The sequence below is a fragment of the Alcanivorax limicola genome, from assembly GCF_019931215.1.
GTDB lineage: Bacteria > Pseudomonadota > Gammaproteobacteria > Pseudomonadales > Alcanivoracaceae > Isoalcanivorax > Isoalcanivorax limicola.
On the sequence record NZ_JAIOUB010000004.1, the window covers coordinates 104,895 to 127,328 of the forward strand.

At 62.3% G+C, this 22,434-nt stretch carries 21 protein-coding genes; 15 read left to right on the forward strand and 6 right to left on the reverse strand.

Annotation, left to right across the window (positions count from 1 at the left end; translation table 11 throughout):
• Positions 1–116 precede the first annotated feature (116 nt).
• The 9 genes from K8B33_RS13315 (at position 117) to K8B33_RS13355 (ending at position 11,851) form a co-directional block, all read left to right on the forward strand.
• Positions 117–2,402: an LPS-assembly protein LptD gene (locus K8B33_RS13315; protein WP_223427352.1), complete on the forward strand. Its 2,286-nt coding sequence runs from the start codon at positions 117–119 to the stop codon at positions 2,400–2,402.
• Complete coding sequence (locus tag K8B33_RS13320) at positions 2,386–3,675, forward strand: peptidylprolyl isomerase (RefSeq protein ID WP_223427355.1); 1,290 nt, start codon at positions 2,386–2,388, stop codon at positions 3,673–3,675. Before K8B33_RS13315 ends, K8B33_RS13320 begins: the two co-directional genes overlap by 17 nt.
• Positions 3,676–3,677: 2 nt before the next feature.
• Positions 3,678–4,664: a 4-hydroxythreonine-4-phosphate dehydrogenase PdxA gene (gene pdxA, locus K8B33_RS13325; RefSeq protein ID WP_223427357.1), complete on the forward strand. Its 987-nt coding sequence runs from the start codon at positions 3,678–3,680 to the stop codon at positions 4,662–4,664.
• Between the two features lie 77 nt (positions 4,665–4,741).
• Complete coding sequence (gene rsmA / locus K8B33_RS13330) at positions 4,742–5,554, forward strand: 16S rRNA (adenine(1518)-N(6)/adenine(1519)-N(6))-dimethyltransferase RsmA (protein ID WP_223427360.1); 813 nt, start codon at positions 4,742–4,744, stop codon at positions 5,552–5,554.
• On the forward strand, positions 5,551–5,943 hold the full coding sequence (gene apaG, locus K8B33_RS13335; protein WP_223427362.1) for a Co2+/Mg2+ efflux protein ApaG: 393 nt from the start codon (positions 5,551–5,553) through the stop codon (positions 5,941–5,943). The genes rsmA and apaG overlap by 4 nt, the downstream gene beginning before the upstream one ends.
• Before the next feature lie 9 nt (positions 5,944–5,952).
• The gene (locus tag K8B33_RS13340; RefSeq protein WP_223427364.1) at positions 5,953–6,768 is read left to right on the forward strand and encodes a symmetrical bis(5'-nucleosyl)-tetraphosphatase; all 816 of its coding nucleotides are present in this window, start codon (positions 5,953–5,955) and stop codon (positions 6,766–6,768) included.
• A 300-nt stretch (positions 6,769–7,068) separates the two neighbouring features.
• Positions 7,069–8,991, forward strand: coding sequence for a PrkA family serine protein kinase (locus K8B33_RS13345; RefSeq protein ID WP_223427365.1), 1,923 nt, complete (start codon positions 7,069–7,071; stop codon positions 8,989–8,991).
• Between the two features lie 25 nt (positions 8,992–9,016).
• The gene (locus tag K8B33_RS13350) at positions 9,017–10,297 is read left to right on the forward strand and encodes a YeaH/YhbH family protein (RefSeq protein ID WP_223427366.1); all 1,281 of its coding nucleotides are present in this window, start codon (positions 9,017–9,019) and stop codon (positions 10,295–10,297) included.
• A gap of 3 nt (positions 10,298–10,300) precedes the next feature.
• Positions 10,301–11,851 (forward strand): SpoVR family protein, encoded by a 1,551-nt coding sequence (locus K8B33_RS13355; RefSeq protein ID WP_223427367.1) that lies wholly within the window; start codon positions 10,301–10,303, stop codon positions 11,849–11,851.
• A 1-nt stretch (position 11,852) separates the two neighbouring features.
• Here the strand turns inward: K8B33_RS13355 and K8B33_RS13360 are convergent, their stop codons facing one another.
• The 3 genes from K8B33_RS13360 to K8B33_RS13370 form a co-directional block, all read right to left on the reverse strand.
• Positions 11,853–12,833 carry an NAD(P)H-dependent flavin oxidoreductase gene (locus K8B33_RS13360; RefSeq protein WP_223427368.1) on the reverse strand — a complete coding sequence of 327 codons (981 nt, stop codon included), beginning with the start codon at positions 12,831–12,833 and terminating at the stop codon, positions 11,853–11,855.
• 78 nt (positions 12,834–12,911) lie between these two features.
• The gene (locus K8B33_RS13365) at positions 12,912–13,850 is read right to left on the reverse strand and encodes a DMT family transporter (RefSeq protein WP_223427370.1); all 939 of its coding nucleotides are present in this window, start codon (positions 13,848–13,850) and stop codon (positions 12,912–12,914) included.
• A 93-nt stretch (positions 13,851–13,943) separates the two neighbouring features.
• Complete coding sequence (locus K8B33_RS13370; protein WP_223427372.1) at positions 13,944–14,117, reverse strand: hypothetical protein; 174 nt, start codon at positions 14,115–14,117, stop codon at positions 13,944–13,946.
• Positions 14,118–14,188: 71 nt separating this feature from the next.
• Between K8B33_RS13370 and K8B33_RS13375 the strand changes: the two genes are divergently transcribed.
• Both K8B33_RS13375 and K8B33_RS13380 read left to right on the forward strand, forming a co-directional pair.
• Complete coding sequence (locus tag K8B33_RS13375; protein WP_223427375.1) at positions 14,189–15,433, forward strand: multifunctional CCA addition/repair protein; 1,245 nt, start codon at positions 14,189–14,191, stop codon at positions 15,431–15,433.
• Positions 15,415–16,149 (forward strand): pteridine reductase, encoded by a 735-nt coding sequence (locus tag K8B33_RS13380; protein WP_223427376.1) that lies wholly within the window; start codon positions 15,415–15,417, stop codon positions 16,147–16,149. Before K8B33_RS13375 ends, K8B33_RS13380 begins: the two co-directional genes overlap by 19 nt.
• Positions 16,150–16,226: 77 nt before the next feature.
• Here K8B33_RS13380 and folK read toward each other — a convergent pair whose 3' ends face one another.
• Both folK and folB read right to left on the reverse strand, forming a co-directional pair.
• Entirely contained in the window at positions 16,227–16,736 is a 510-nt protein-coding gene (folK, locus tag K8B33_RS13385; RefSeq protein WP_223427377.1) for a 2-amino-4-hydroxy-6-hydroxymethyldihydropteridine diphosphokinase, read from the reverse strand.
• The gene (folB, locus tag K8B33_RS13390) at positions 16,736–17,092 is read right to left on the reverse strand and encodes a dihydroneopterin aldolase (protein ID WP_223427378.1); all 357 of its coding nucleotides are present in this window, start codon (positions 17,090–17,092) and stop codon (positions 16,736–16,738) included. Before folB ends, folK begins: the two co-directional genes overlap by 1 nt.
• Positions 17,093–17,311: 219 nt before the next feature.
• Here folB and plsY point away from each other — a divergent pair, with 219 nt between their 5' ends.
• Positions 17,312–17,926 carry a glycerol-3-phosphate 1-O-acyltransferase PlsY gene (gene plsY / locus K8B33_RS13395; protein WP_223427379.1) on the forward strand — a complete coding sequence of 205 codons (615 nt, stop codon included), beginning with the start codon at positions 17,312–17,314 and terminating at the stop codon, positions 17,924–17,926.
• 93 nt (positions 17,927–18,019) lie between these two features.
• Here plsY and tsaD read toward each other — a convergent pair whose 3' ends face one another.
• Positions 18,020–19,063: a tRNA (adenosine(37)-N6)-threonylcarbamoyltransferase complex transferase subunit TsaD gene (gene tsaD, locus K8B33_RS13400; RefSeq protein WP_223427381.1), complete on the reverse strand. Its 1,044-nt coding sequence runs from the start codon at positions 19,061–19,063 to the stop codon at positions 18,020–18,022.
• A 225-nt stretch (positions 19,064–19,288) separates the two neighbouring features.
• Here tsaD and rpsU point away from each other — a divergent pair, with 225 nt between their 5' ends.
• The 3 genes from rpsU (at position 19,289) to dnaG (ending at position 22,237) form a co-directional block, all read left to right on the forward strand.
• The gene (gene rpsU / locus K8B33_RS13405) at positions 19,289–19,504 is read left to right on the forward strand and encodes a 30S ribosomal protein S21 (protein WP_223427383.1); all 216 of its coding nucleotides are present in this window, start codon (positions 19,289–19,291) and stop codon (positions 19,502–19,504) included.
• 19 nt (positions 19,505–19,523) lie between these two features.
• Entirely contained in the window at positions 19,524–19,970 is a 447-nt protein-coding gene (locus tag K8B33_RS13410) for a GatB/YqeY domain-containing protein (RefSeq protein ID WP_223427385.1), read from the forward strand.
• Between the two features lie 215 nt (positions 19,971–20,185).
• Positions 20,186–22,237, forward strand: a complete 2,052-nt coding sequence (gene dnaG, locus K8B33_RS13415) for a DNA primase (protein WP_223427387.1) — start codon at positions 20,186–20,188, stop codon at positions 22,235–22,237.
• Positions 22,238–22,434: the final 197 nt, after the last annotated feature.

Sequence of the window (22,434 nt, forward strand, 5' to 3'; positions counted from 1 at the left end):
CTTACACAATATCCGAACTGACATCCGCGGCTGTGACCGGTAATCTTGCGCCTTTCAGCAGTGGCCGCGTCGATTCCGGCACTGTTGCAGCGCTTTTTACCTGTTCCGGATAACGAATGCCACTGCGCCTCCGCTTTTATCCCTGGTTGCTGGCCGCCGCAGTGGCGCCGGCAATGACCCACGCCGAGACGCTCGGCTGGATCACCCGCGACGATATGGCGGCCCTTCCGGCTGAGCAGCAGAAAGATATCCCCGCCTGGTGCCATGGCATCTACTACAACCCGGAGCTGGGTGAACCTGACCCGTCCGCCGAAACAGTCATTACCGCTGATCGCTCCCGCTTGACGCCGAATGGCCTGGCCGAGTTGCTGGGGGATGTGCAGATCGAGCAACCAGGCCGCCGCATTGCCGCCGACCGGGCCTCGTTTGATCAGGACAGTGGCGACTTCATCGTAGAGGGTGACGTACGCGCCGATTCGAACCTGTTCAGCTTCCGCGCCGACAGCATGCAGGGCAACACGCGGCGCGAACAGGCCACCCTGGGCAATGTGCGCTACTCACTGTTCGACATCCATGCCCGGGGCAGCGCCAGCCGTGTCTCCCAGGAAGATGCGTTGATTCACATTGAAGACGGCAGCTATACCACCTGCCCGCCGGATCAACGCGGCTGGTCGTTGCATGCCCGGCGCATTGAGCTGAACCGCGAGGACGGCTGGGGCTCCGCCCGGCACATCACGCTGCGCGTCCGGGATGTGCCGGCACTGTATCTTCCCTGGATGACCTTCCCTATCGATGACCGGCGCAAGACCGGGCTGCTGTTTCCGACCTTCAGCCTGACCGACGATGGTGGCATCGATTTTTCCCAGCCGGTTTACCTGAATTTGCACCCTCAGGTCGATGCAACCCTGGCACCCCGCCATATCCAGAACCGCGGCAACGGCTTCGACAGCCAGTTGCGCTACCTGACCGGCTTCGGCGAGGGCGCATTCAACTACGGCCTGATCAGCAACGACCGCCGCTTTGATGACGAGGACCGCATCCTGGCCAACTGGCGCCATGACGGCCAGACCGGCCCCTGGACCCTGAGCTCCGACGTCAACTATGTGTCTGATGATTTCTACTTCAAGGATCTGGAATCCGGCCTGGATGTGCGCTCCCAGACCAACCTGCCGCGCCAGGCCGAAGCGCTGTATCGCGGCCGCACCTGGCACTTTCTGACGCGGGTGCAGGCCTGGCAGACCATCGACCCGACACTGCCGGATGAAGAGTTGCCTTATCGACGCCTGCCGCAGTTCTCGCTCACCGGCCAGCCACAGATCTATGGCCCACTGAAAGGCCTCTGGGTCAGCGATTTCAGCCGCTTTGACCGTACTGCCGATCAGGCCCCCCTGAACATCACCGGCGACCGACTGCACCTGCAGCCAGCCCTGACGCTGCCATTGACCCGCTCCTGGGGCTACGTGGAGCCCCGCGCACGGCTGTACTACACCAGCTACGATCTTGACGGCGTTGCGCCGGGCGACAGCCAGACCCCCGAACGAGGTCTGTGGGGCCTGAGCGTGGACAGCGGCCTGTTTCTGGATCGCCCCTTCGAGTTCGGCGAGCGTAACTGGCAACAGACCCTGGAGCCGCGCCTGTTCTACAGCCGCATTGAGTATGAAGAGCAGGATGATCTGCCCAATTTCGACACCGGCACCCTGACATTCGGCTACAACAGCCTGTTCCGGGAAAACCGCTTCACCGGATACGACCGCATCGGCGACGAGGAAAAAATCGCCGTGGGGCTGACATCTCGCCTCCTGGATCAGGATTCCGGCCGGGAGGCCGTGCGCGCACGCGTCGGCCAGGCCTATTTTTTCCGCGACCGGAAAGTGCAGATCGCAGGCGACCCCGTGGATGACCGCACCTGGTCGCCCGTGGTTGCCGATGCCACCTGGTACCTCAATCGATACTGGCAGCTGTTTGCCGAAACCCAGTGGGACAGCGAAAATGACCGTCGCGAACAGAACAGTCTGCGCGTAGGCTATGTCGACGGTGAGCGGCGTGTTGCCCATGTCGGCTACCGCTATCGCGACCGCGATGACATCGCCCAGACGGAACTGGCGGCGCTTTGGCCGGTCCACCGGAACTGGAGCGTGATCGGGCGCTGGTTGTACGACCTGGAAGAAAGCCGCTCCCTGGAGAACCTGGTGGGGATTGAATATCGTGACTGCTGCTGGCAGTTGCGCCTGGTCAGCCTGCGTGAGCTGAGCGACCGTCAAGGCCTCGGCGAGCTGGAAGCCGACCGCCGCGTATTTCTGCAGATTCAGATGCTCGGGCTGGGCGGCTTCAGTGGCCGCGTGGAAAGCTTGCTGGAACGGTCCATTCCGGGCTATGGGAGACAGTATGGTACGAATTATTAAACCCGCCCTGCGCGCGGCGCTGCTGGCGGCGCTGGTCATTCCCGGCGTGCCGCAGGCGTTGCAGGTGCTTGATCGCATCGCCGCCGTGGTCAACGACAACGTAATCATGGAAAGCGAGCTCGACCAGCGGGTGGATGACCTGGCCCGGCAGTTCATGGCCGAAGGCCAGCAACTGCCGCCGCGCAATGTGCTGCGGCCCCAGGTGCTGGAACGCATGGTGATGGAGAAGCTGCAGCTGGATATGGCCGAGCGCGGCGGTATTCGTGTGGATGACAGCTCACTGAACCAGACGCTCACCGGCGTGGCCCGTCAAAATGGCATGACCCTGGATGAGTTCGTCGCCGCCCTGCGCGAAGACGGCTATAACTGGGCCGATTTCCGCGAGCAGATCCGTAGCGAAATGGTCATCAACCAGCTGCACCAGCGCCAGGTCGGCCGCCGCGTGCGGATCACTGACCGCGAGGTGGACCGCTTTCTGGAATCCGAAATGGGCCGCCAGCTGTTCGAATCCGAGTTTCGCCTCGGGCATATCCTGATCGGGCTGCCCGACGGCGCGTCCCCCGACCAGGTGGACGCTGCGCGCGAGCGCGCGGAAGCCCTGGTGGCCCGCATTCGTGCCGGTGACAGCTTCCATGAAATGGCGGTGAGTTACTCCGACGGCCCGCAGGCTTTGGAAGGCGGCGATCTGGGCTGGCGTGAAGCGGCACAGCTGCCCAGCCTGTTCTCCGAGCGCGCCATCGATATGGACCCCGGCGAGATTTCCGACCCCATTCGCGCCGGTAACGGGTATCACATCCTGCTGCTGGTTGATCGCCGCGGCGGCGCCACGCAGATCGTGCAACAGCACCGGGTACGGCACGTTCTGGTGCGTACCAGCGCCGTGCGCAGCGAAAGCCAGGCCGAGCGCCTGATAGTGCAGCTGCACCAGCGTATCGAGGGCGGTGAGGATTTTGCCACCGTGGCGCGGGAACACTCCGATGACCCGGGCAGTGCGCGCAACGGCGGGGATCTGGGCTGGGTCTCCCCCGGCGAGATGGTCGGAGAGTTTGAAAACACCTTCCGCAACACCCCGGTCGGCGAGCTGTCACCGATCTTCCAGACAGAATTTGGTTGGCACTTCCTGCGCGTTGATGAGCTGCGCACTGCGGACATGAGCGCGGAGTTCCGTCGCCTGCGGGCACGCCAGGCGCTGCACCAGCGACGTTTCGAGGAAGAGTTGCAGCAGTGGCTGCGGGAAACCCGCACCGAAGCCTACGTGGACGTGCGGATCTGACCATGGCCACCCTGCCGCTGGCCATTACCTGCGGCGATCCGGCCGGCATCGGCCCGGACATCGTGTTGCGTCTGCCGGAACACCTCGGCGGGGCGCCGCTGGTCGCCCTGGGTGACCGCCAGGTGCTGCGCGAGCGCGCCGCCCTGCTGGGGCTGTCGCTCACGCTGCACGACTGGCAACCCGGCCAACCGCTGCCAGACGACGGCCTCGCCGTATGGCACAGCCCCGCAGGTGCGACCGTGATCCCCGGCCAGCCGGACCCGGCGACCGCTCAGGGCACACTGACGCTGCTCGACCGGGCACTGCACGGCTGCCTGGACGGCACCTTTGCCGGCATGGTCACCGCCCCGCTGGCGAAATCCGTCATCTGCGAGGGCGCCGACCCCTTCTTCACCGGCCATACCGAATACCTGGCCGAACACAGCAACACCCCACAGGTCGTGATGATGCTGGTGGCTGGCACGCTGCGCGTCGCGCTGGCCACCACGCACCTGCCCCTGCGCGATGTGCCGAACGCGATCCGCAGTGGACCACTGACCCGCACACTGGAGATTCTGGCCCGGGACCTGCGCCAGCATTTCGGCATCCCGACACCGCAAATCCTTGTGCTGGGGCTGAACCCCCATGCGGGCGAAAGCGGGCATCTGGGGCGCGAAGAAATCGAGATCATCAGCCCGGTGGTGACAGCACTACAGGCCAGTGGCATGCAACTGACCGGCCCGCTCCCCGCCGATACTGCCTTTACCCCCCGTCACCTGGCCGGTCACGACGCCGTACTGGCGATGTACCACGACCAGGGACTGCCGGTGCTGAAATACGCAGGTTTCGGTGAGGCCGTGAACATGACCCTGGGGCTGCCGTTCGTGCGCACCTCCGTGGATCACGGCACGGCCTTTGATCTCGCCGGCACCGGCAAGGCCGAGCCGGGCAGCCTGATCGCCGCCACGCGTCTGGCTCTGAGCCTGACCGGCTCCCCGAGCCATTCCTGAGCGCATTACCAGGCCCGTGGCTCATGGACGCCACTCGCGCTACACTGCCGCCCCCTGTCTTCCGGTACGGAGCTCCCATGGCCCGACATCAGGCGCGCAAGCGCTTCGGCCAGCACTTTCTCACCGATACCAACCTGATCCACCGGCTGGTGCGCAGCATTGCGCCAGCGCGGGATGATCGCATGGTGGAAATCGGTCCCGGCCAGGGCGCGCTGACCCGGCCGTTGCTGGATGCGGTCGACCACCTCCATGCCGTAGAGCTGGACCGTGACCTGATCCGCCTGCTGGAACGCCAGATTGCCCCCGAGCGCCTGACCGTGCACGCTGCCGATGCGCTGCGCTTCGACTTTCGCACGCTGGCCACCGACGACAAGCCACTGCGCGTCGTCGGCAACCTGCCCTACAACATCTCCACCCCGCTGATGTTCCACCTGATCAGCCAGATGGACGTGATCCGCGACATGCACTTCATGCTGCAGAAAGAGATGGTGGATCGGCTGGTGGCCAGCCCCGGCACCAGTGACTGGGGCCGGCTGAGCGTGATGATCCAGTATCACTGCGACACCGACTTCCTGTTCACCGTCCCGCCCGAGGCATTCAGCCCACCACCACGGGTCGACTCTGCCATCGTGCGCCTGACGCCCCATGCCACCCTGCCCCACCCGGCCCGGGACTACCGCTTCTTTGCCGGGCTGGTAAACCAGGTCTTCACGCAACGACGCAAGGCCATCCGAAATGGGCTAAAATCACTCATGACGATGGCGGACATCGAAGCCGCAGGTGTCGATCCGGGTTTGCGGCCAGATCAGTTGTCCCTGGCAGATTTCGTCAGCCTGGCCAATGCTGCTCCGCCGCAGGAGGGCTCACCATCTCAGGAAACCGCACCATGACGCATGCCACCGAAGATTCCCGCTACCGCATCAATGTAGAGGTGGAAACGGAATTCCTCGCCGAGCAGAGTGATTCTGATATCCACCGCTGGGTCTATGCCTATCACGTCACCATCCGCAACGAGGGCGAAGTCTCCGCACGCCTGCTGACACGGCATTGGGTCATCACCGATGGCGAAGAGCGCGTCCAGGAAGTGCATGGCGAAGGCGTTATCGGCGAACAGCCACGACTGGCGCCCGGGCAGGCCTTCTCCTACAGCAGCGGCGCCGTGCTCGAGACCAGTGTCGGCAGCATGCGCGGCACCTACCAGATGCTGGCCGAGGACGGCACCTGCTTCGACGCCACTATCCCGGTATTTACCCTCGCGCCGCCTCATGCATTGCACTGACAGACCGTTATGAGCACCTATGCCATCGGCGATATCCAGGGCTGCCTGGGCGCCTTCGAGAGCCTGCTGGCCGACATCGACTTTGACCCCGCCCATGATCATCTGCTGCTGGCCGGCGATCTGGTCAGCCGTGGCGAGGACTCGCTGGGCACGCTGCGCCGCATTTATGCGCTACGCGACAGCATCACCTGCGTGCTGGGTAACCACGACCTTCACCTGCTGGCGCTGGCCGCCGGCGCTGCGCCGGTGCGCGCCAAAGAGCGCGATCTTGGCGAGATACTGGCAGCCCCCGACCGCGACATCCTGCTGGGCTGGCTGCGTCGCCAGCCGCTGGCGGTAGACCTGCCGGCCTTTGGCGCCATTCTGGTGCATGCCGGTGTGCCGCCCTTGTGGAGCGCCAGCGAAACCCTGGCGCGGGCTGCTGAAGTGCAGGCGGTGATCTCGGGGGACAACGCCAGCGCGTTCTTTCACGCCATGTATGGCAACACGCCCGCTGCCTGGGATGATCAGTTGACCGGTATGACCCGTTTGCGCGTCATCACCAACTACCTGACACGCATGCGTTTTGTGGATGCCGCGGGCGCCCTGGAATTGAGCACCAAAGGGGAAGCCGACGAGCCCCCCCCGGGCTTCATGCCCTGGTTCCTGCACCCCCAACGCCGCGCAACCGACGTACGGATACTTTTCGGGCACTGGGCGGCACTCGAAGGGCAGGTTCAGGGTGCTAATCTGGAAGCGCTGGATACAGGCTGTGTCTGGGGCGGATCACTCACCGCACTGCGGCTGGAGGACAATCGCCGCGTTTGCCGTGACTGCCTGCTCTGAGCGACGTCAAACCTCCCGTCGCGTCTCTTTCCCGCCCTCTGTTTCACACGCTGTTTACCCCCTGCCTGCCGCGGGCATAAACACTACTGCACGCTCCGTCGCACACACGGTTGTATATCGCGATTGATGCAATTATTTTTTTGACTTTCGCAGCGCTTCGTGTCCATTCTAGATGCAAGGCAAAGGCCACTTCTTTCTTAACATCTTTTATTAACAAGCGCTCTAAACAAACACGGGAATCTGTCCATGTAGCCACCGGTCCAGACATTGCCGGCACGCAGTGAGTGAGGGAGTCAAGGCATGAGCATTATCAGCCACTATCAAACCCGCTATGAAGCCACACAGCATGAAGAGTATTCACTCGAGGAGTACCTTCAGCTCTGCAAGTCTGACCCGGCCTGTTACGCCACCGCCTCGGAACGCATGCTTCTGGCTATCGGCGAACCCGAACTGATTGACACATCAAAAGACCCTCGCCTGTCGCGCATATTCTCCAACAAGATGATTCGCCGCTACCCGGCCTTCAGCGATTTTTATGGCATGGAAGAGGCGATTGAAAATATCGTCGCCTACTTCCGCCACGCCGCCCAGGGCCTGGAGGAGAAAAAACAGATTCTTTACCTGCTGGGCCCGGTGGGTGGCGGCAAATCTTCCCTGGCAGAAAAACTCAAGGCACTGATGCAGCGCGTGCCTTTCTACGCCATCAAGGGATCGCCGGTGTACGAATCACCACTGGCGCTGTTCGACGCGGACGAAGATGGTCCGATTCTGGAAGAAGAGTTCGGCATACCGCGCCGCTACTTGCGCACCATCATGTCGCCCTGGGCCGTCAAACGCCTGCATGAGGCCGGCGGGGACCTGTCACAGTTCCGTGTCGTCAAGCTGTATCCCTCGATACTGGATCAGGTGGCGCTGGCCAAAACGGAACCCGGCGATGAAAACAACCAGGATATTTCGGCATTGGTCGGCAAGGTCGACATCCGCAAACTTGAGGATTTTGCCCAGAACGATCCGGACGCCTACAGCTTCTCCGGCGGGCTGTGCCGCGCCAATCAGGGCCTGCTGGAATTCGTCGAGATGTTCAAGGCACCGATCAAGGTCCTGCACCCCCTGTTGACAGCCACGCAGGAAGGCAACTACAACGGCACCGAGCACATGGGCGCCATTCCCTATGAAGGCATTGTACTGGCGCATTCCAACGAGGCCGAATGGCAAACCTTCCGCAACAACAAGAACAACGAAGCCTTTATCGACCGCGTATTTATTGTCAAGGTGCCCTATTGCCTGCGCTTCGATGAAGAAGTGAAGATCTACGAAAAGCTGCTCTTCAACAGCAGTTTGCGCGACGCACAGTGCGCCCCGGACACCCTGGAGATGCTGGCACAGTTCTCGGTGCTGACCCGCCTCAAGGAGCCGGAGAATTCCAGCATCTACTCCAAGATGCGCATCTATAATGGCGACAACCTCAAGGACGTGGACCCGAAAGCCAAATCCCTGCAGGAGTACCGCGACAACGCCGGCGTTGACGAAGGCATGAGCGGCATCTCTACCCGCTTTGCTTTCAAGATTCTGTCCCGGGTGTTCAACTTTGATCATGGCGAGGTCGCCGCCAACCCGGTGCATCTGATGCATGTGCTGGAGCAGCAGATAGAACAGGAGCAGTTCGCTCAGGATCGGCAGGAGCAGTTACGCCGCTACATCAAGGAATTCCTGGTACCGCGCTACGTGGAATTTATCGGCAAGGAAATCCAGACCGCCTACCTCGAATCCTATTCCGAGTATGGCCAGAATATCTTTGATCGCTACGTCACCTACGCTGATTTCTGGATACAGGATCAGGAATTCCGCGACCCGGATACCGGCGAGATATTCGATCGCCAGTCGCTCAACGAAGAGCTGGAAAAGATCGAGAAACCCGCAGGAATCTCGAACCCGAAGGACTTCCGCAACGAAGTGGTCAACTTCGTGCTACGTGCCCGCGCCAACAATGAAGGCCGCAACCCCACCTGGTCGAGCTACCAGAAGCTGCGCAATGTTATCGAGAAGAAAATGTTCTCCAACACAGAGGATCTGCTTCCCGTCATTTCCTTCAACGCCAAAGGCTCGAAGGATGACCAGAAGAAACACAGCGACTTTGTCCAGCGCATGATGGATCGCGGCTACACGGAGAAACAGGTGAGATTGCTGTCAGAGTGGTATCTGCGCGTTCGCAAGGCGCAATAGCCCGGGTTGGTATCAGGAGTGCGACATGAGTTTCATTGTCGACCGCAGACTCAACGGCAAGAACAAGAGCACCGTCAACCGGCAGCGCTTTCTCGAGCGCTATCGTGAACACATCCGCGACGCCGTGGATACCGCGGTAAACCAGCGCTCCATCCGCGACATGGAGCGCGGTGAGCGCATCATCATTCCACGCAAGGATCTCAGCGAACCGCAGTTCCACCACGGCCATGGCGGCCGTCGCTCCGTCGTGCACCCCGGCAATCGCGAGTTCCAGCAAGGCGACACCATAGCGCGCCCACCGGGTGGCGGCGGAGGCGGGGGTGGTGATCAGGCCAGCGACCAGGGCGAAGGGCTGGATGACTTTGCCTTCGAGCTGGACCCCGGGGAATTTCTCAACTTTCTTTTTGAAGGCCTGGCACTGCCCAATCTCGTCAAACGACAACTGCTGGGCGACACCCACTCGCGCATTGTCCATGGCGGCATCGTCAGCCAGGGCAACCCCTCCAAGATCAACATCGTACGCTCCATGCGCCAGGCCTCCATGCGCCGCCGCGCGCTGTCGGCAGCGGCGCGCCGGCGCCTGCGTGATCTGCAGAGCGAGTACGATGCGTTGCTGGAGCAGGAACAGACGATTGCCCGACAGGCACGCCTGGGCGAACTCAAGGAACAGATCGAGCGTCTGGAGCGCCGCATCAAGGGCATCCCCTATCTGGATACCGTTGACTTGCGTTACAACCATACGGTGCGGCAGCCCATACCAATGACGCGGGCGGTGATGTTCTGCATCATGGATGTCTCTGGCTCGATGAGCCAGGAGATGAAAGACCTCGCCAAGCGCTTCTTTCTACTGCTGTATCTTTTCCTGCAGCGCAATTATCAGTACACCGAAGTGGTCTTCGTGCGCCATCATACCAGCGCCCGGGAAGTCGACGAGGAAGAGTTTTTCTACTCCCGCGAGACCGGCGGCACCATTGTCTCCAGCGCGCTGCGCCTGACGGCAGATATCATTCGCGAGCGCTATCCGGAGGACCGCTGGAATATCTACGCCGCGCAAGCCTCAGACGGCGATAACTGGAACGACGACTCCCCCGCCTGCACACGCATTCTTCAGGAGGAGTTGCTGCCCAAAATGCAGTACTTCTCCTATATCGAAATCATGCCACGCCGGCATCAGGCGCTCTGGAACAGCTATATGCAGCTGCAGCAGAGCATGCCGGGTGTTTTTGCGCTGCAGCAGATCGAGGGTCCCGGCGACATCTACCCTGTGTTCCGTGAACTTTTCAGGAAAAGACTGGAGGAGCACTGAGCCATGGCGGATAACGAAACCCGGCCGCGCCGCAAAGCACCGCTATCGGAGACCTCCGAGTGGAACTTTGACCTGATAGCGCTGTACGACCGGGAGATTGCACGCATTGCCCACGAACGCTTCGGGCTGGACACGTTCCCCAATCAGATTGAAGTCATTTCCTCGGAACAGATGATGGACGCCTACTCGTCCGTCGGCATGCCGGTGGGATACAACCACTGGTCTTTTGGCAAGCAGTTCGTGGAGGTGGAGAATCTCTACCGTCGCGGCCAGATGGGTCTGGCATATGAAATTGTCATCAATTCCAACCCCTGCATTGCCTATCTCATGGAAGAGAACACCATGCCCATGCAGGCGCTGGTGATTGCCCATGCCTGCTACGGCCACAATTCATTCTTCAAGGGCAACTATCTGTTTCGCACCTGGACAGATGCCTCGGCGATTATCGACTATCTGGTGTTCGCCCGGCATTACATCGCCGAGTGTGAAGAGCGCCATGGCGTAAACGCCGTCGAGCAGATGCTGGACTCCTGTCATGCCCTGATGAACTACGGCGTTGACCGTTACAAGCGCCCCTATCCGATTTCTGCGGAGACCGAGCGCAACCGTCAACAGGAACGCGAAGCCTCATTGCAAAAGCAGGTATCGGAATTGTGGAAAACGTTCCCGGAAATGCAGCCTGATATCCGGCGGCGCCAGCCGACACAGCGCTACCCGTCCGAGCCCCAGGAAAATCTGCTGTATTTCATCGAGAAAAACGCCCCGCTGCTGGAGCCCTGGCAGCGCGAAATCGTACGCATCGTGCGTAAAATGGCGCAGTACTTTTATCCGCAACGCCAGACCAAGGTGATGAATGAGGGCTGGGCCACCTTCTGGCATTACACACTGCTGCATGAGATGTATGACGAAGGCCTGGTAACCGAGGGCTTCATGCTCGAGTTTCTGCAGAACCATGCCCAGGTGGTGTATCAGCCCCCGTTCGACAGCCCGATGTACAGCGGCATCAACCCCTATGCTCTGGGCTTTGCCATGTTCCGGGACCTGCGCCGTATCTGCGAGGCGCCCACAGAGGAAGACAACATCTGGTTTCCGGAGATTGCCGGCAGCGACTGGTTGAGCACCCTCAAGTTCGCCATGCAGAGTTTCAAGGATGAGAGCTTCATACAGCAGTTCCTCTCCCCCAAAGTCATTCGCGACCTGAAGTTGTTTGCGGTGCTGGATGACGATGCGGAAACGCATCTGGAGATTCGCGCCATTCACAATGAGCGCGGCTACCAACAGGTACGCCAACTGCTCTCCGAGCAATACAACCTGAGCATTCATGAGCCCAACATTCAGGTGTATGAGGCGGCGGTACGTGGTGACCGGTCACTGACCCTGCAGCACGTGCGTCAGGATCGTCGCCCACTGGCCCGGGACAAGGCCGCAGACGTGCTGCGGCACCTGCACCGGTTGTGGCAGTTCGATGTGCATCTGGAAAGTGTGGAGGATGGCCGCGTACTGGAGCGTCTGTCCATTCCCGCGGCCGCCCCCGAAGACGCCGATCCCGCCTGAATCAGCCGGCCAGGAAGCCGTTCAGACGCTCCCGGATCACAGCTTCGCAATCACGGATGATTTCCTGCACCAGGTCTTCGCAGGAGGGAATGCTATTGATCAACCCCTGCACCATACCGGCCGTCCAGATACCGTAATCCACATCGCCGTCGGTGAGCGCGATCTTGCCTTTGGCGCCCGCCACCATGTCACGGATCAGCTCGAATTCCATACCCGCGCCCTGCTCGCGCTCAATCTCGTTGACCGACACCGCCACCTTGTTCTTGTAAACGCGGGCGGTGTTTTTCAGGGGGCGGAAAATCAGCGCCGTATCCAGTTCGGACGCGGCCACCACGGCCTGCTTGATCTTGTCATGAATCGGCGCTTCCAGTGTCGCCATGAAACGCGTGCCCATATTGATGCCATCAGCACCCAGCGCCAGACAGGCCGCCATTTGTGCCCCGTTACCGATACCGCCGGACGCGAGCATGGGAATTTTCAATTTTGCGGCCGCTGCCGGCAGCAACACCAGATTGGGAATATCGTCTTCGCCCGGGTGCCCGGCACATTCAAAGCCATCCACGCTGACAGCGGACACGCCAACTTTTTCTGCTTTCAACGCATGCCGTACCGACGTGCACTTGTGCACTACCTTGACGTCATAATCCTTGAAATACGGCATGAACGGTTCGGGATTACGGCCCGCCGTTTCCACGACCTTGACCCCGGATTCGCAGATGACTCGCGCATATTCCTCGTAGGGCACCGGTTTGATGGTCGGCAGAATCGTCAGGTTGACGCCGAAAGGTTGATCGGTCATTTCCTTGCAGCGCCGGATTTCCTTGTCCAGATCTTCTGGTGTCGGCTGTGTCAGCGCGGTGATGATGCCCAGCGCGCCGGCATTGGATACGGCGGCGGCCAATTCGGCATAGCCCACATTCTGCATGCCACCCTGGACGATGGGATAGCGAATACCAAGCAATTCGGTGATACGGGTTTTCATGATGTGCGCTCCTGAATTGGCACCTGACCGGAAAGCGCATCACTACAACACGCTCCCCGGCAGGCAACAATGGCCAAATCAATCAACGGATTGATCGCTTCGGTACGATGGCTTCGACACACCCGCCGCAGGCTCAGGGCCTTTGCGCGCACGCAACCCCCGGTCAGCGAACAGGTATGCGCCGAGTGCCACCAGAATCAGACCGGCGCCGACAAACAACGCCGGGGCGGGCTGCTCGTTGTTGAGCAGCATCCCCAGTGTCAGCGCCAGCACTGGCGTAATCAGGGTCACCAGCGCGACCGTCGCCGCACTGAGCCGGGACAGCACCAGAAAATAACACAGGAACCCCAGCAACGAACCGAACAGCGCCAGATAGATCACCGCCGCCATACCACGCGGCGTCAGCGGCACCACCAACGGCTCGCCACTGACCAGCCACAGCACGCCATACAATGGCAGGCTCAGGGTCAAGGCACCCAACGTCTGATTCAACGGCGGCAACCCGGCCGCCACACGCTGCACGGCAATGCCACTGCCGCAGAAACAGATCACCGCGCCCAACAGCATCAGCACGCCACGCAATGCTGTACTGCCCGGCACCAGCGCATCACTGAAGATCACCAGCAGCCCCAATACGCCCAGCGCACAGCCCACCCAGTGCCAGAAGCGCAGCCGCACACTGCCCGGCAGCATCTGCATCATCAAACCGGAAATCAGCGGCGCCAGCCCGAACATCACCGAGATCAGGCCGGACGGCACATGCAGCGATGCGGCATAGGACAGGCTCATGGCACCGAACACACCGGGCACCGCCGCGCCGTAGCTGCGCAATGCATCACGATGCCAGCGCATACGGCCACCCAGCGCGCGCAACAACAGCATGCCGACCAGCGTGGCCAGCAGCATACGCAACCAGACACTGCCGATCGGCGCGCCCGCTTCAGCGCTCCAGTTGATGGCCAGCGGTGTGGTCGCCCAGACGAGCACCACGGTGAGATAAGCGAGACCGGTAGACATGGTAATTTCCTTGTTAAAAAACCTGCCCCGGTAAAACGAAAAAAGCCGCAGGGTCAGGACGACACTGCGGCTTTTCGGTAATCAGAGAATCTGTCAACCGTCACCCTGCAGCATCTGGCGCATGCGCCATACGCGTGCTCGCAGGCACATCACCGGCTTGGCCACAGCACGCAGCACCGTGGTCTGCTGCGGTGCAGCGAACGGTGTCATTGCGTTAGGTGCCACTGTGTTCATGGCGTTAAGTGATGTATCGGTCAGCGTCATCATGCGAACATGATGCGCATCCAGGCAATGAAGCGCAAGCCGCTATGTCAGACTTTGCTGTGCGAGACCTTACTGTGTCAGACCTTGATGTATACCTGGTCGGGGGCGCTGTCCGCGACGACCTGCTCGGCCTGCCGATCAAGGAGCGCGACTGGGTGGTGGTGGGCGCCACGCCCGAACAGCTCCACACACTCGGCTATACACCTGTGGGCCGCGACTTCCCTGTATTCCTCCATCCGCAGAGCAAAGAGGAATATGCCCTGGCGCGCACCGAGCGCAAAGCCGGCACCGGCTATCACGGCTTTGCCTTCAACGCCGCGCCCGATGTCACCCTGGAAGACGACCTGGTGCGCCGGGACCTCACCATCAACGCCATGGCCCGTAAACCGGGCGGCCCGCTCGTGGACCCCCACGGCGGCCTGGAAGATCTCAAGGCCCGACGCCTGCGCCATGTCTCACCCGCCTTCGCCGAGGACCCGTTGCGGGTACTGCGGGTGGCCCGTTTCGCCGCCCGCTATCACTGGCTGGGCTTCACGGTCGCCGACGACACGCTGGCTCTGATGCGCCAGTTGTCCGACTCCGGCGAACTGGCAACCCTGGCCCCGGAACGGATATGGAAAGAAACAGAAAAAGCACTGACAGAACAAACGCCCGAGGTTTATTTTCAGGTACTGGAGCAATGCGGCGCATTGACGGTGCTGTTCCCGGAGCTGGCCGCCCTGCGTGGCGTACCGCAACCGGCGGCCCACCACCCGGAGATCGACACCCTCACGCACCAGTACTTGGCGTTGCGCGTGGCGGCGGAGATGAACCTGCCGGTGATCGCCCGGTTTGCGGTGCTGGTGCATGATCTGGGCAAGGCCAGCACGCTGCCCGAAAACTGGCCGCAGCACATCGCCCATGAAATGCGCGGAGCCCGGCTGGTCGGTACGCTGGCAGAACGCCTGCGGGTCCCGACCGAGTTTCGCGCGCTGGGCGAGCTGACGGCCACCTGGCATACCCATGCCCATCGCGCCTTGACGCTGCGCCCCGCGACAATATGGAAACTGTTGCGCGCATTCGATGTACTGCGTCGCCCGGAACGTTTCCCCCTGTTCCTGTCCGCCTGCGAGGCCGATGCCCGGGGACGAGAGGGGCAGGCACAACAGCCCTACCCCCAGCGCACGTTTCTGACGGGCGCGGCGGCAGCGGCCCGCGATGTGGATATTGATGCAGTACGCGAGAGCGGCAAAACCGGCAAGGCACTGGGCGATGCCATCGAGCAGGCCCGCATCCAGGCGATCAGGGAGTATCAGTCAGCATGGCAAAAGTCGCACTAATCACCGGCGCAGCCCGCCGCATCGGCGCTGAGATTGCCCGCACGCTACACAAGCGCGGTATGAACATCATCATCCATTGCCGGCGCAGCACCGTCGAAGCCGATGAACTGGCGCAGGAGCTGAACCGCCTGCAACCGGATTCCGCACGGGTGCTGGTCGCCAACCTCAACGAGCCCGATGCCGTGCGCCACCTGGCCCGGGAGGCGCTGGCCCAGTGGGGCGGCATTGATGTGCTGGTGAACAATGCCTCCAGTTTTTACCCCACCCCCCTGGCGCAGGCCAGCGACGACGACTGGGATGCGCTGATGCACAGCAACCTGCGCGCCCCGTTTCTGTTGATCCAGGCGCTGGAAGACACCCTGCGCAAACACGGCGGCAGCGTCGTCAATCTGATTGATGTGTACGCCGAGAAACCCCTCGCGCAACACAGCCTCTACTGCATGGCAAAGGCCGGGCTCGCCAGCCTGACGCGCAGCATGGCACGGGAACTGGGGCCGGATGTGCGCATCAACGGGGTCTCCCCCGGGCCGATTCTGTGGCCGGAAGGGGGGCAAGGTAATCAGGCAGACATTCTGGATGCCACCGCACTGGGGCGCTGCGGGCAGCCGGAGGACATTGCCGGTGCCGTTGCCTGGCTGGCACTGGACGCACCCTATGTCACCGGCCAGATCCTTGCCGTGGACGGCGGCCGCTCGCTGTCATTCCATGGCGGCTGAGCCTGGCGGCATAGACTGACGGCATAGACTGGCAACTGAGACAGTCTCACAGGAAAACACGAACAACGGAAAACATGTCAGCCGGTGTGTGGCCCAGGGAGCGGCCAGGGAAAGGGAATCTGCCACAGTGCCTGGCGGGAAAAGTCCTTTTCTGCCAGCAATGCGGTGTAAGTCTTGCCCAGCACCGGATGACGTTCATCCGGTGCCAGATCGGCCAGCGGCTGCAACACAAAGGCATGCTTGAGTATTTCATCCCGGGGCAGCTCGACACCGTCGATCACTCCCACAGCGTCGCCATACGTCAGCACATCAATATCCAGCGTTCGGCTGGAAAACTTCTTCTGCCCGCGCACCCGACCATGTGCCGCCTCAATCTCCCGCAACCGCTCCGCCAGCGCCCCCACCGGCAACGCCGTATCGATGCGCGCCACCAGATTGAGAAACGCCTCGCCATCGAAGCCCACGGCCTCACTCTCATACACCGGGCTGATCTGCACCCTGTCGAAAGCGGCCGCCAACGCATCCAGGCCGGAACGGATATTATGCTCACGGTCGATATTCGACCCGAGACTCAGGTAAACCAGCATCAGGGACGCTCACCTCGCTCAATAATCACACCCACATCCTGAGAACCCCGCAGCGCGCCGGGCTTGGACACCCGCAGACGGCACCAGGGCACATCGAACTCTGTCAGCACGATTTCGGCACAGCGCTCACACAAGGTTTCCACCAGTTGAAACTCGGACGCCTGGATAAAACGGATCAGGCGTTTGCCCACCGCTTTGTAATCCAGCGTGTCGTCGATACTGTCCGTGGCAGCGGCGCGGCGAATATCGGCCGCCATTTCCAGATCCAGGCTGACGGTCTGGCGGATGCGGCGCTCCCAGTCGAAGATGCCGATCACCGTGTCCACTTTCAGGTCACGTATATAGACGATGTCCATTTCCAATCCCCATGCAATCGTGCGAATCTTGCACACCAGCCTGCCCCGCTGTGCCGCCGGATGCGCAAGGGTAATGCGTTTTGGTCAAGGATACACCCCGGCCTGCCGGACACCGGCGGACGACGTCATACCCGCTTCACGCGATGACGTTATACTGCGCGGCGGGAGAACGGGGCGTCACGGACACCTGTTTCAATCAAAGGACGAGGATTATAACCCGTGGATTTCAGCACATTACAGGAAGCCTGGTGGCTGGTACTGCTGCTCTGTCTTGGTGGCTACCTGCTGGGCTCGGTGTCGAGCGCCATCCTGATCTGCAAAGCCCTTGGCTACCCCGACCCTCGCACCGAGGGCTCCAGCAATCCCGGGGCCACCAACGTGCTGCGCATTGCCGGCAAACCGGCTGCGGCCATGACGCTGGCGGGGGATGTGCTGAAAGGTGTCCTTCCCGTATTGGCCGCCGTGTTGCTGAACCAGAGCATGACCGTCGCCGCACTGGCTGGCTTTTGTGCCTTCCTGGGCCACCTGTTTCCCGCCTTCTTCCAACTGCGAGGCGGTAAAGGCGTGGCGACCGCCTTCGGCCTGATCTTCGCCTTGCACTGGCCCAGCGGGCTGGTCACCGGCGCGACCTGGCTGCTGGTGTTCGGCCTGTTCCGCGTGTCTTCTCTGGCCTCAATGCTGGCGTTCATTGCCATGCCGGTGGCGATTCATATGTGGTTGCCGGCGGCTTTCTGGCCGATGCTGCTGCTTACGGCCATGTTGTTGGCGCGGCATCACAGCAATATTCGTAATTTGCTTACCGGGAAAGAGTTGGGGTTTCGCAACAAGCAGTGAGCGGGAGCTGGTGCGCTTCGCTGTGCTCAGCACACCCTACGCAACCTGCTTCCCGTAGGGTGTGCTGAGCACAGCGAAGCGCACCATGCCCCATCACTCTCCAATCCCTCCAACCGGCACCAACTCCATCAACGGCCAACGCGCCCGCACGCTGATTCCCAATCCCGGATGCCGCTCACCGGCGAGCAGGCGCAGCGCGCCCGCGTAGGCGATCATCGCGCCATTATCCGTACACAAGTCATGGCGGGGATAACAGACCCGCACGCCCTGCTTGCCGAGCGCCTCGTTCAAACGCGCCCGCAAATGCGTATTGGCGCTGACGCCGCCCGCCATCACCAGGGTGGTGTGCCCGGTTTCCTGCATGGCCCGGCGACATTTGATCACCAGGGTTTCCACCACCGCCGTCTCGAAGGCGCGGGCAATGTCGGCACGATCCTGCTCGGACAGCGCGTCCTTGCCGCCGCAGGCGGCGATGGTATTGAGGCAATAGGTCTTCAGGCCGGAGAAACTGAAATCCAGCCCCGGCCGATCGGTCATCGGCCGCGGGAAGGTGAAGCGGGCCGGGTCGCCCTGCTGCGCCAGCGCGCTGATGCGCGGCCCACCGGGGTACCCCAGGCCCATCATCTTGGCGGCCTTGTCGAAGGCTTCGCCAGCGGCATCATCCAGGGATTCCCCGAGCAAGTGGTAATCGCCCAGCCCCCGGGCATCCAGCAGCATGGTGTGGCCGCCGCTGACCAGCAACGCCACAAAGGGAAACGCCGGCGGATTCTCTTCCAGCAAGGGCGCCAGCAGATGGCCTTCCATATGGTGGACCGGCAACGCCGGAATATCCCAGGCAAACGCCAGCGACTGCGCCGTGGCGGCCCCCACCAGCAAGGCCCCCGCCAGCCCCGGGCCGGCGGTATAGGCGATGGCGTCTATCTGCCCGGCGGTGCAGCCCGCGTCGTCCAGCACCTGCTGCAGCAGCGGCAGCAGGCGCCGGATATGGTCGCGACTGGCAAGCTCCGGCACCACGCCGCCGTATTCGGCATGCATGCTCACCTGACTGTAGAGTGCTTCCGCCAGCAGGCCCCGATCCGTGTCATACAGGGCAATGCCGGTCTCGTCACAGCTGGTTTCGATACCCAGAACGCGCATGGAACCTCCGGAAATGGCGTGCGGATGATAAAGCGGCAGCCCGGGCAGCGCCAGCAACACGCCGGATCACCGTGTCGACAGGATGAAACGTACCTTTGCAAATCCCTCCGGCTCCGGTAGAATGCCGCGCTCTTTGCCCCGCAGACCTGATCCAGGCCGCTTCGGGCATGATTGACTACTTAAACGGGTCGCCTGGCGCGCCCCGCTATACAAAGGTGATTGTGCATGCCGCAAGTACGAGTAAAGGAAGGCGAACCGTTTGACGTGGCACTGCGCCGCTTCAAGCGCTCCTGCGAGAAGGCTGGCATCCTGGCCGAAGTACGTCGCCGTGAGTTCTACGAGAAGCCCACCCAGGAACGCAAGCGCAAGCGTGCGGCCGCCGTCAAGCGCCACCTGAAGAAGGTGTCCCGCGAGCAGCTGATCCGCAAGCGTCTGTACTGATTCCTGCCGGATACCTGCCATGAGCGCCATCAAGGCCCGTCTTACGGACGCCATGAAAGATGCCATGCGAGCCAAGGACAGTGTCCGTCTGGGCACTATCCGTATGGTGCTGGCCGCGCTCAAGCAGGTGGAAGTGGACGAGCGCATCGAGCTGGATGACAGCCGCGTGCTCGCCATTTTCGACAAGCAGCTCAAGCAACGTCAGGACGCCGCCCGCCAGTACGCCGACGCGGGCCGTCAGGAACTGGCTGACATTGAGCTGGCAGAGATTGAGGTACTGCGGGAGTTCATGCCGCAACCGCTCTCGGATGACGAGATCGATGCGCTGATCACCCGGGCGATTGCCGACAGCGGCGCTGCCGGCATGCAGGACATGGGCAAGGTCATGGGCCTGCTCAAGCCGCAATTGCAGGGCCGCGCCGACATGGGCGCCGTCAGCGGCAAGATCCGCGCGCGATTGCAGTAACACCGGGCAGCTCGCCAACACTACCCTTGAACCACCCCCCTCTCTCGTTTTCCTGACTTGCCGTCACACGCTTGTCGGCGCGCTCGTGTCCCAGCCAGGGGAACGAGGTATCCGTGCTGGGCGGCCTGCGCCATGCAGGCTACACTGGCGTCCTGATTCCATGGCGCATTGGCCACCACACTCGACCACACTCAACAGCAACCGATACGGCACTCATGTCACGCATCCCCGAGGCTTTTGTTCAGGACCTGCTCGCCCGCACTGATCTGGTGGAACTGATCGATGCGCGCGTACCCCTGAAAAAGACCGGCCGCAATTACAGTGCCTGTTGCCCGTTTCATAACGAAAAGACGCCCTCTTTCACCGTCGCCCCGGACAAACAGTTCTATTACTGCTTCGGCTGCGGCGCCAAAGGCAACGCCGTGGGCTTCCTGATGGAATACGAGCACCTCAGCTTCCCGGAAGCCGTCAAACAGCTGGCCGACAAGGCCGGCGTGGAAGTGCCCCGAGAACGCCCGGAGACCGCCCAGGACGTGGCCCGCAAGGATCAGGTGCAACGCATCCTCGACCTGCTGTCCCGCGCCGACCGCTATTACCGCCAGCAGCTCAAGAGCGCCCCGGAGCGCCAGAGCGCCGTGACCTACCTCAAGGGGCGCGGCCTGAGCGGCACCGTCGCCGCCCGCTTCGGCCTCGGCTTTGCCCCGCCGGGCTTTGATAACCTGATGACCAGCCTGTCCCTGGATCAGCCAGGCCTGGATCTGGCCCTGGAAGCGGGCCTGCTGGTGCGCCGTGACGACACCGGCCGCACCTACGACAAGTTCCGCGACCGCATCATGTTCCCGATCCGCGACACCCGCGGCCGCACCATCGGCTTCGGCGGGCGCCTGCTCGGCGACGGCAAACCCAAATACCTGAACTCCCCGGAAACCCCGGTGTTCCACAAGGGCCGCGAACTCTACGGCCTGTGGGAGTGGCGCCAGAGCCGTGACAAGTCACCGCAACTGTTCGTGGTGGAGGGCTACATGGACGTCATCGCCCTGGCCCAGCACGGCATCGATAACGCCGTGGCCACCCTCGGCACCGCCACCACCGAGGACCACGCCCAGAAGCTGTTCCGCCAGGTCGATGAAGTGGTGTTCTGCTTCGACGGCGACAATGCGGGCCGCAACGCCGCCTGGCGCGCTCTGGAATCCGCCCTGGCCACACTGGAAGATGGCAAACAGGCCCGCTTTCTGTTTCTCCCCGACGGCGAAGACCCGGACACCCTGGTGCGCACCCAGGGCCGCGAAGCCCTGCTGGCGATGGCCGCCGAGGCCCCCAGCCTGTCCGAATTCCTGTTCCGGCATCTGGAAGAGGGGCTGGATGTGCGCACCGTAGACGGCCGCGCCCGCCTCGCCCGCCTTGCCCTGCCGTATATCCAGAAAGTGCGCGGCGACTTCTACCGCAGCCTGCTGCGCCGTGAACTGGCCGACCGCACCCGGCTCACCGAAGAAGAACTGGAACGGCTGACCCCGGCGCCTGCGCCACGCGCGAGTGCTGGCGGCCATTCCGGCGATCGGAGCGGCAACCCTCACAGCAACAGCAGCTACAGCGCAGCACCGCCCCGGCAGCACTTTCACAACGGCGATCTCCCGCCTGCCCCGCCGCCGGAGGACTATGCGAGCGGTTATGCCGACAGCCACGACAACTACCCGGGCGGCGACATGCCCCCCGCCGATATCTACGGCGGCACGGCGGGCCAGGCTGCACCGCCGTCGCGTTTTGACGACCGTGCAAAGCAGAACACCCGGCCAGCGCCTCGCGCACCGGCCCAGCGCCCCCGTGGCAGCACCCTGAGCCTGGGCGAGCGCATGACCCTGATGCTGCTCAATACCCCGACCCTGATTCGCGAGAAACCGCTGCCCGAGGGCGTGGAAGAACTGGAACTGCCGCAACTGGATCTGCTGTTTCAGGTCAGCGCGCTGGTGCGCGACAACCCCGACCTGCCCCCGGCCGCCCTCATGGGCAGCCTGATGGCGCTGGAACAGGGCGAAACCCTGGCCCGCCTGTTACGCGAGACCCTGCGCGCGCCCATGGACGAAACCACCACCCGGCGCTATTGGCACGACGCCATACAGCAGCTGGAAGTCCGCCGCCTGGAGGCCGCCATTGCCCACGAAGTGGCGCAGGCCAAACCCGACGCCCGACGCCTCTCCGAGCTGACCCGGGCCCTGAGCAGTGCCCGCCTGAGCCTGTCCATGCCGCTGGACCAGGCTCCGATGGGCTAGGTCTCGCCCCTCCCACCAGCACCTTGAAATCCCCCGTATCGACCCGATATCTCCCCCTGTCGACACGTTTTTCACACAGCCCGACCCTGCGCCTCAAACGCGCCGACAAGCACGCTGCCACCGTCTTTCAGCGGTGCGCGTGTAGGAATAAACACGGGCTTCCAGTATAATCCGCCGTTTGGCAACTCCAACCACGG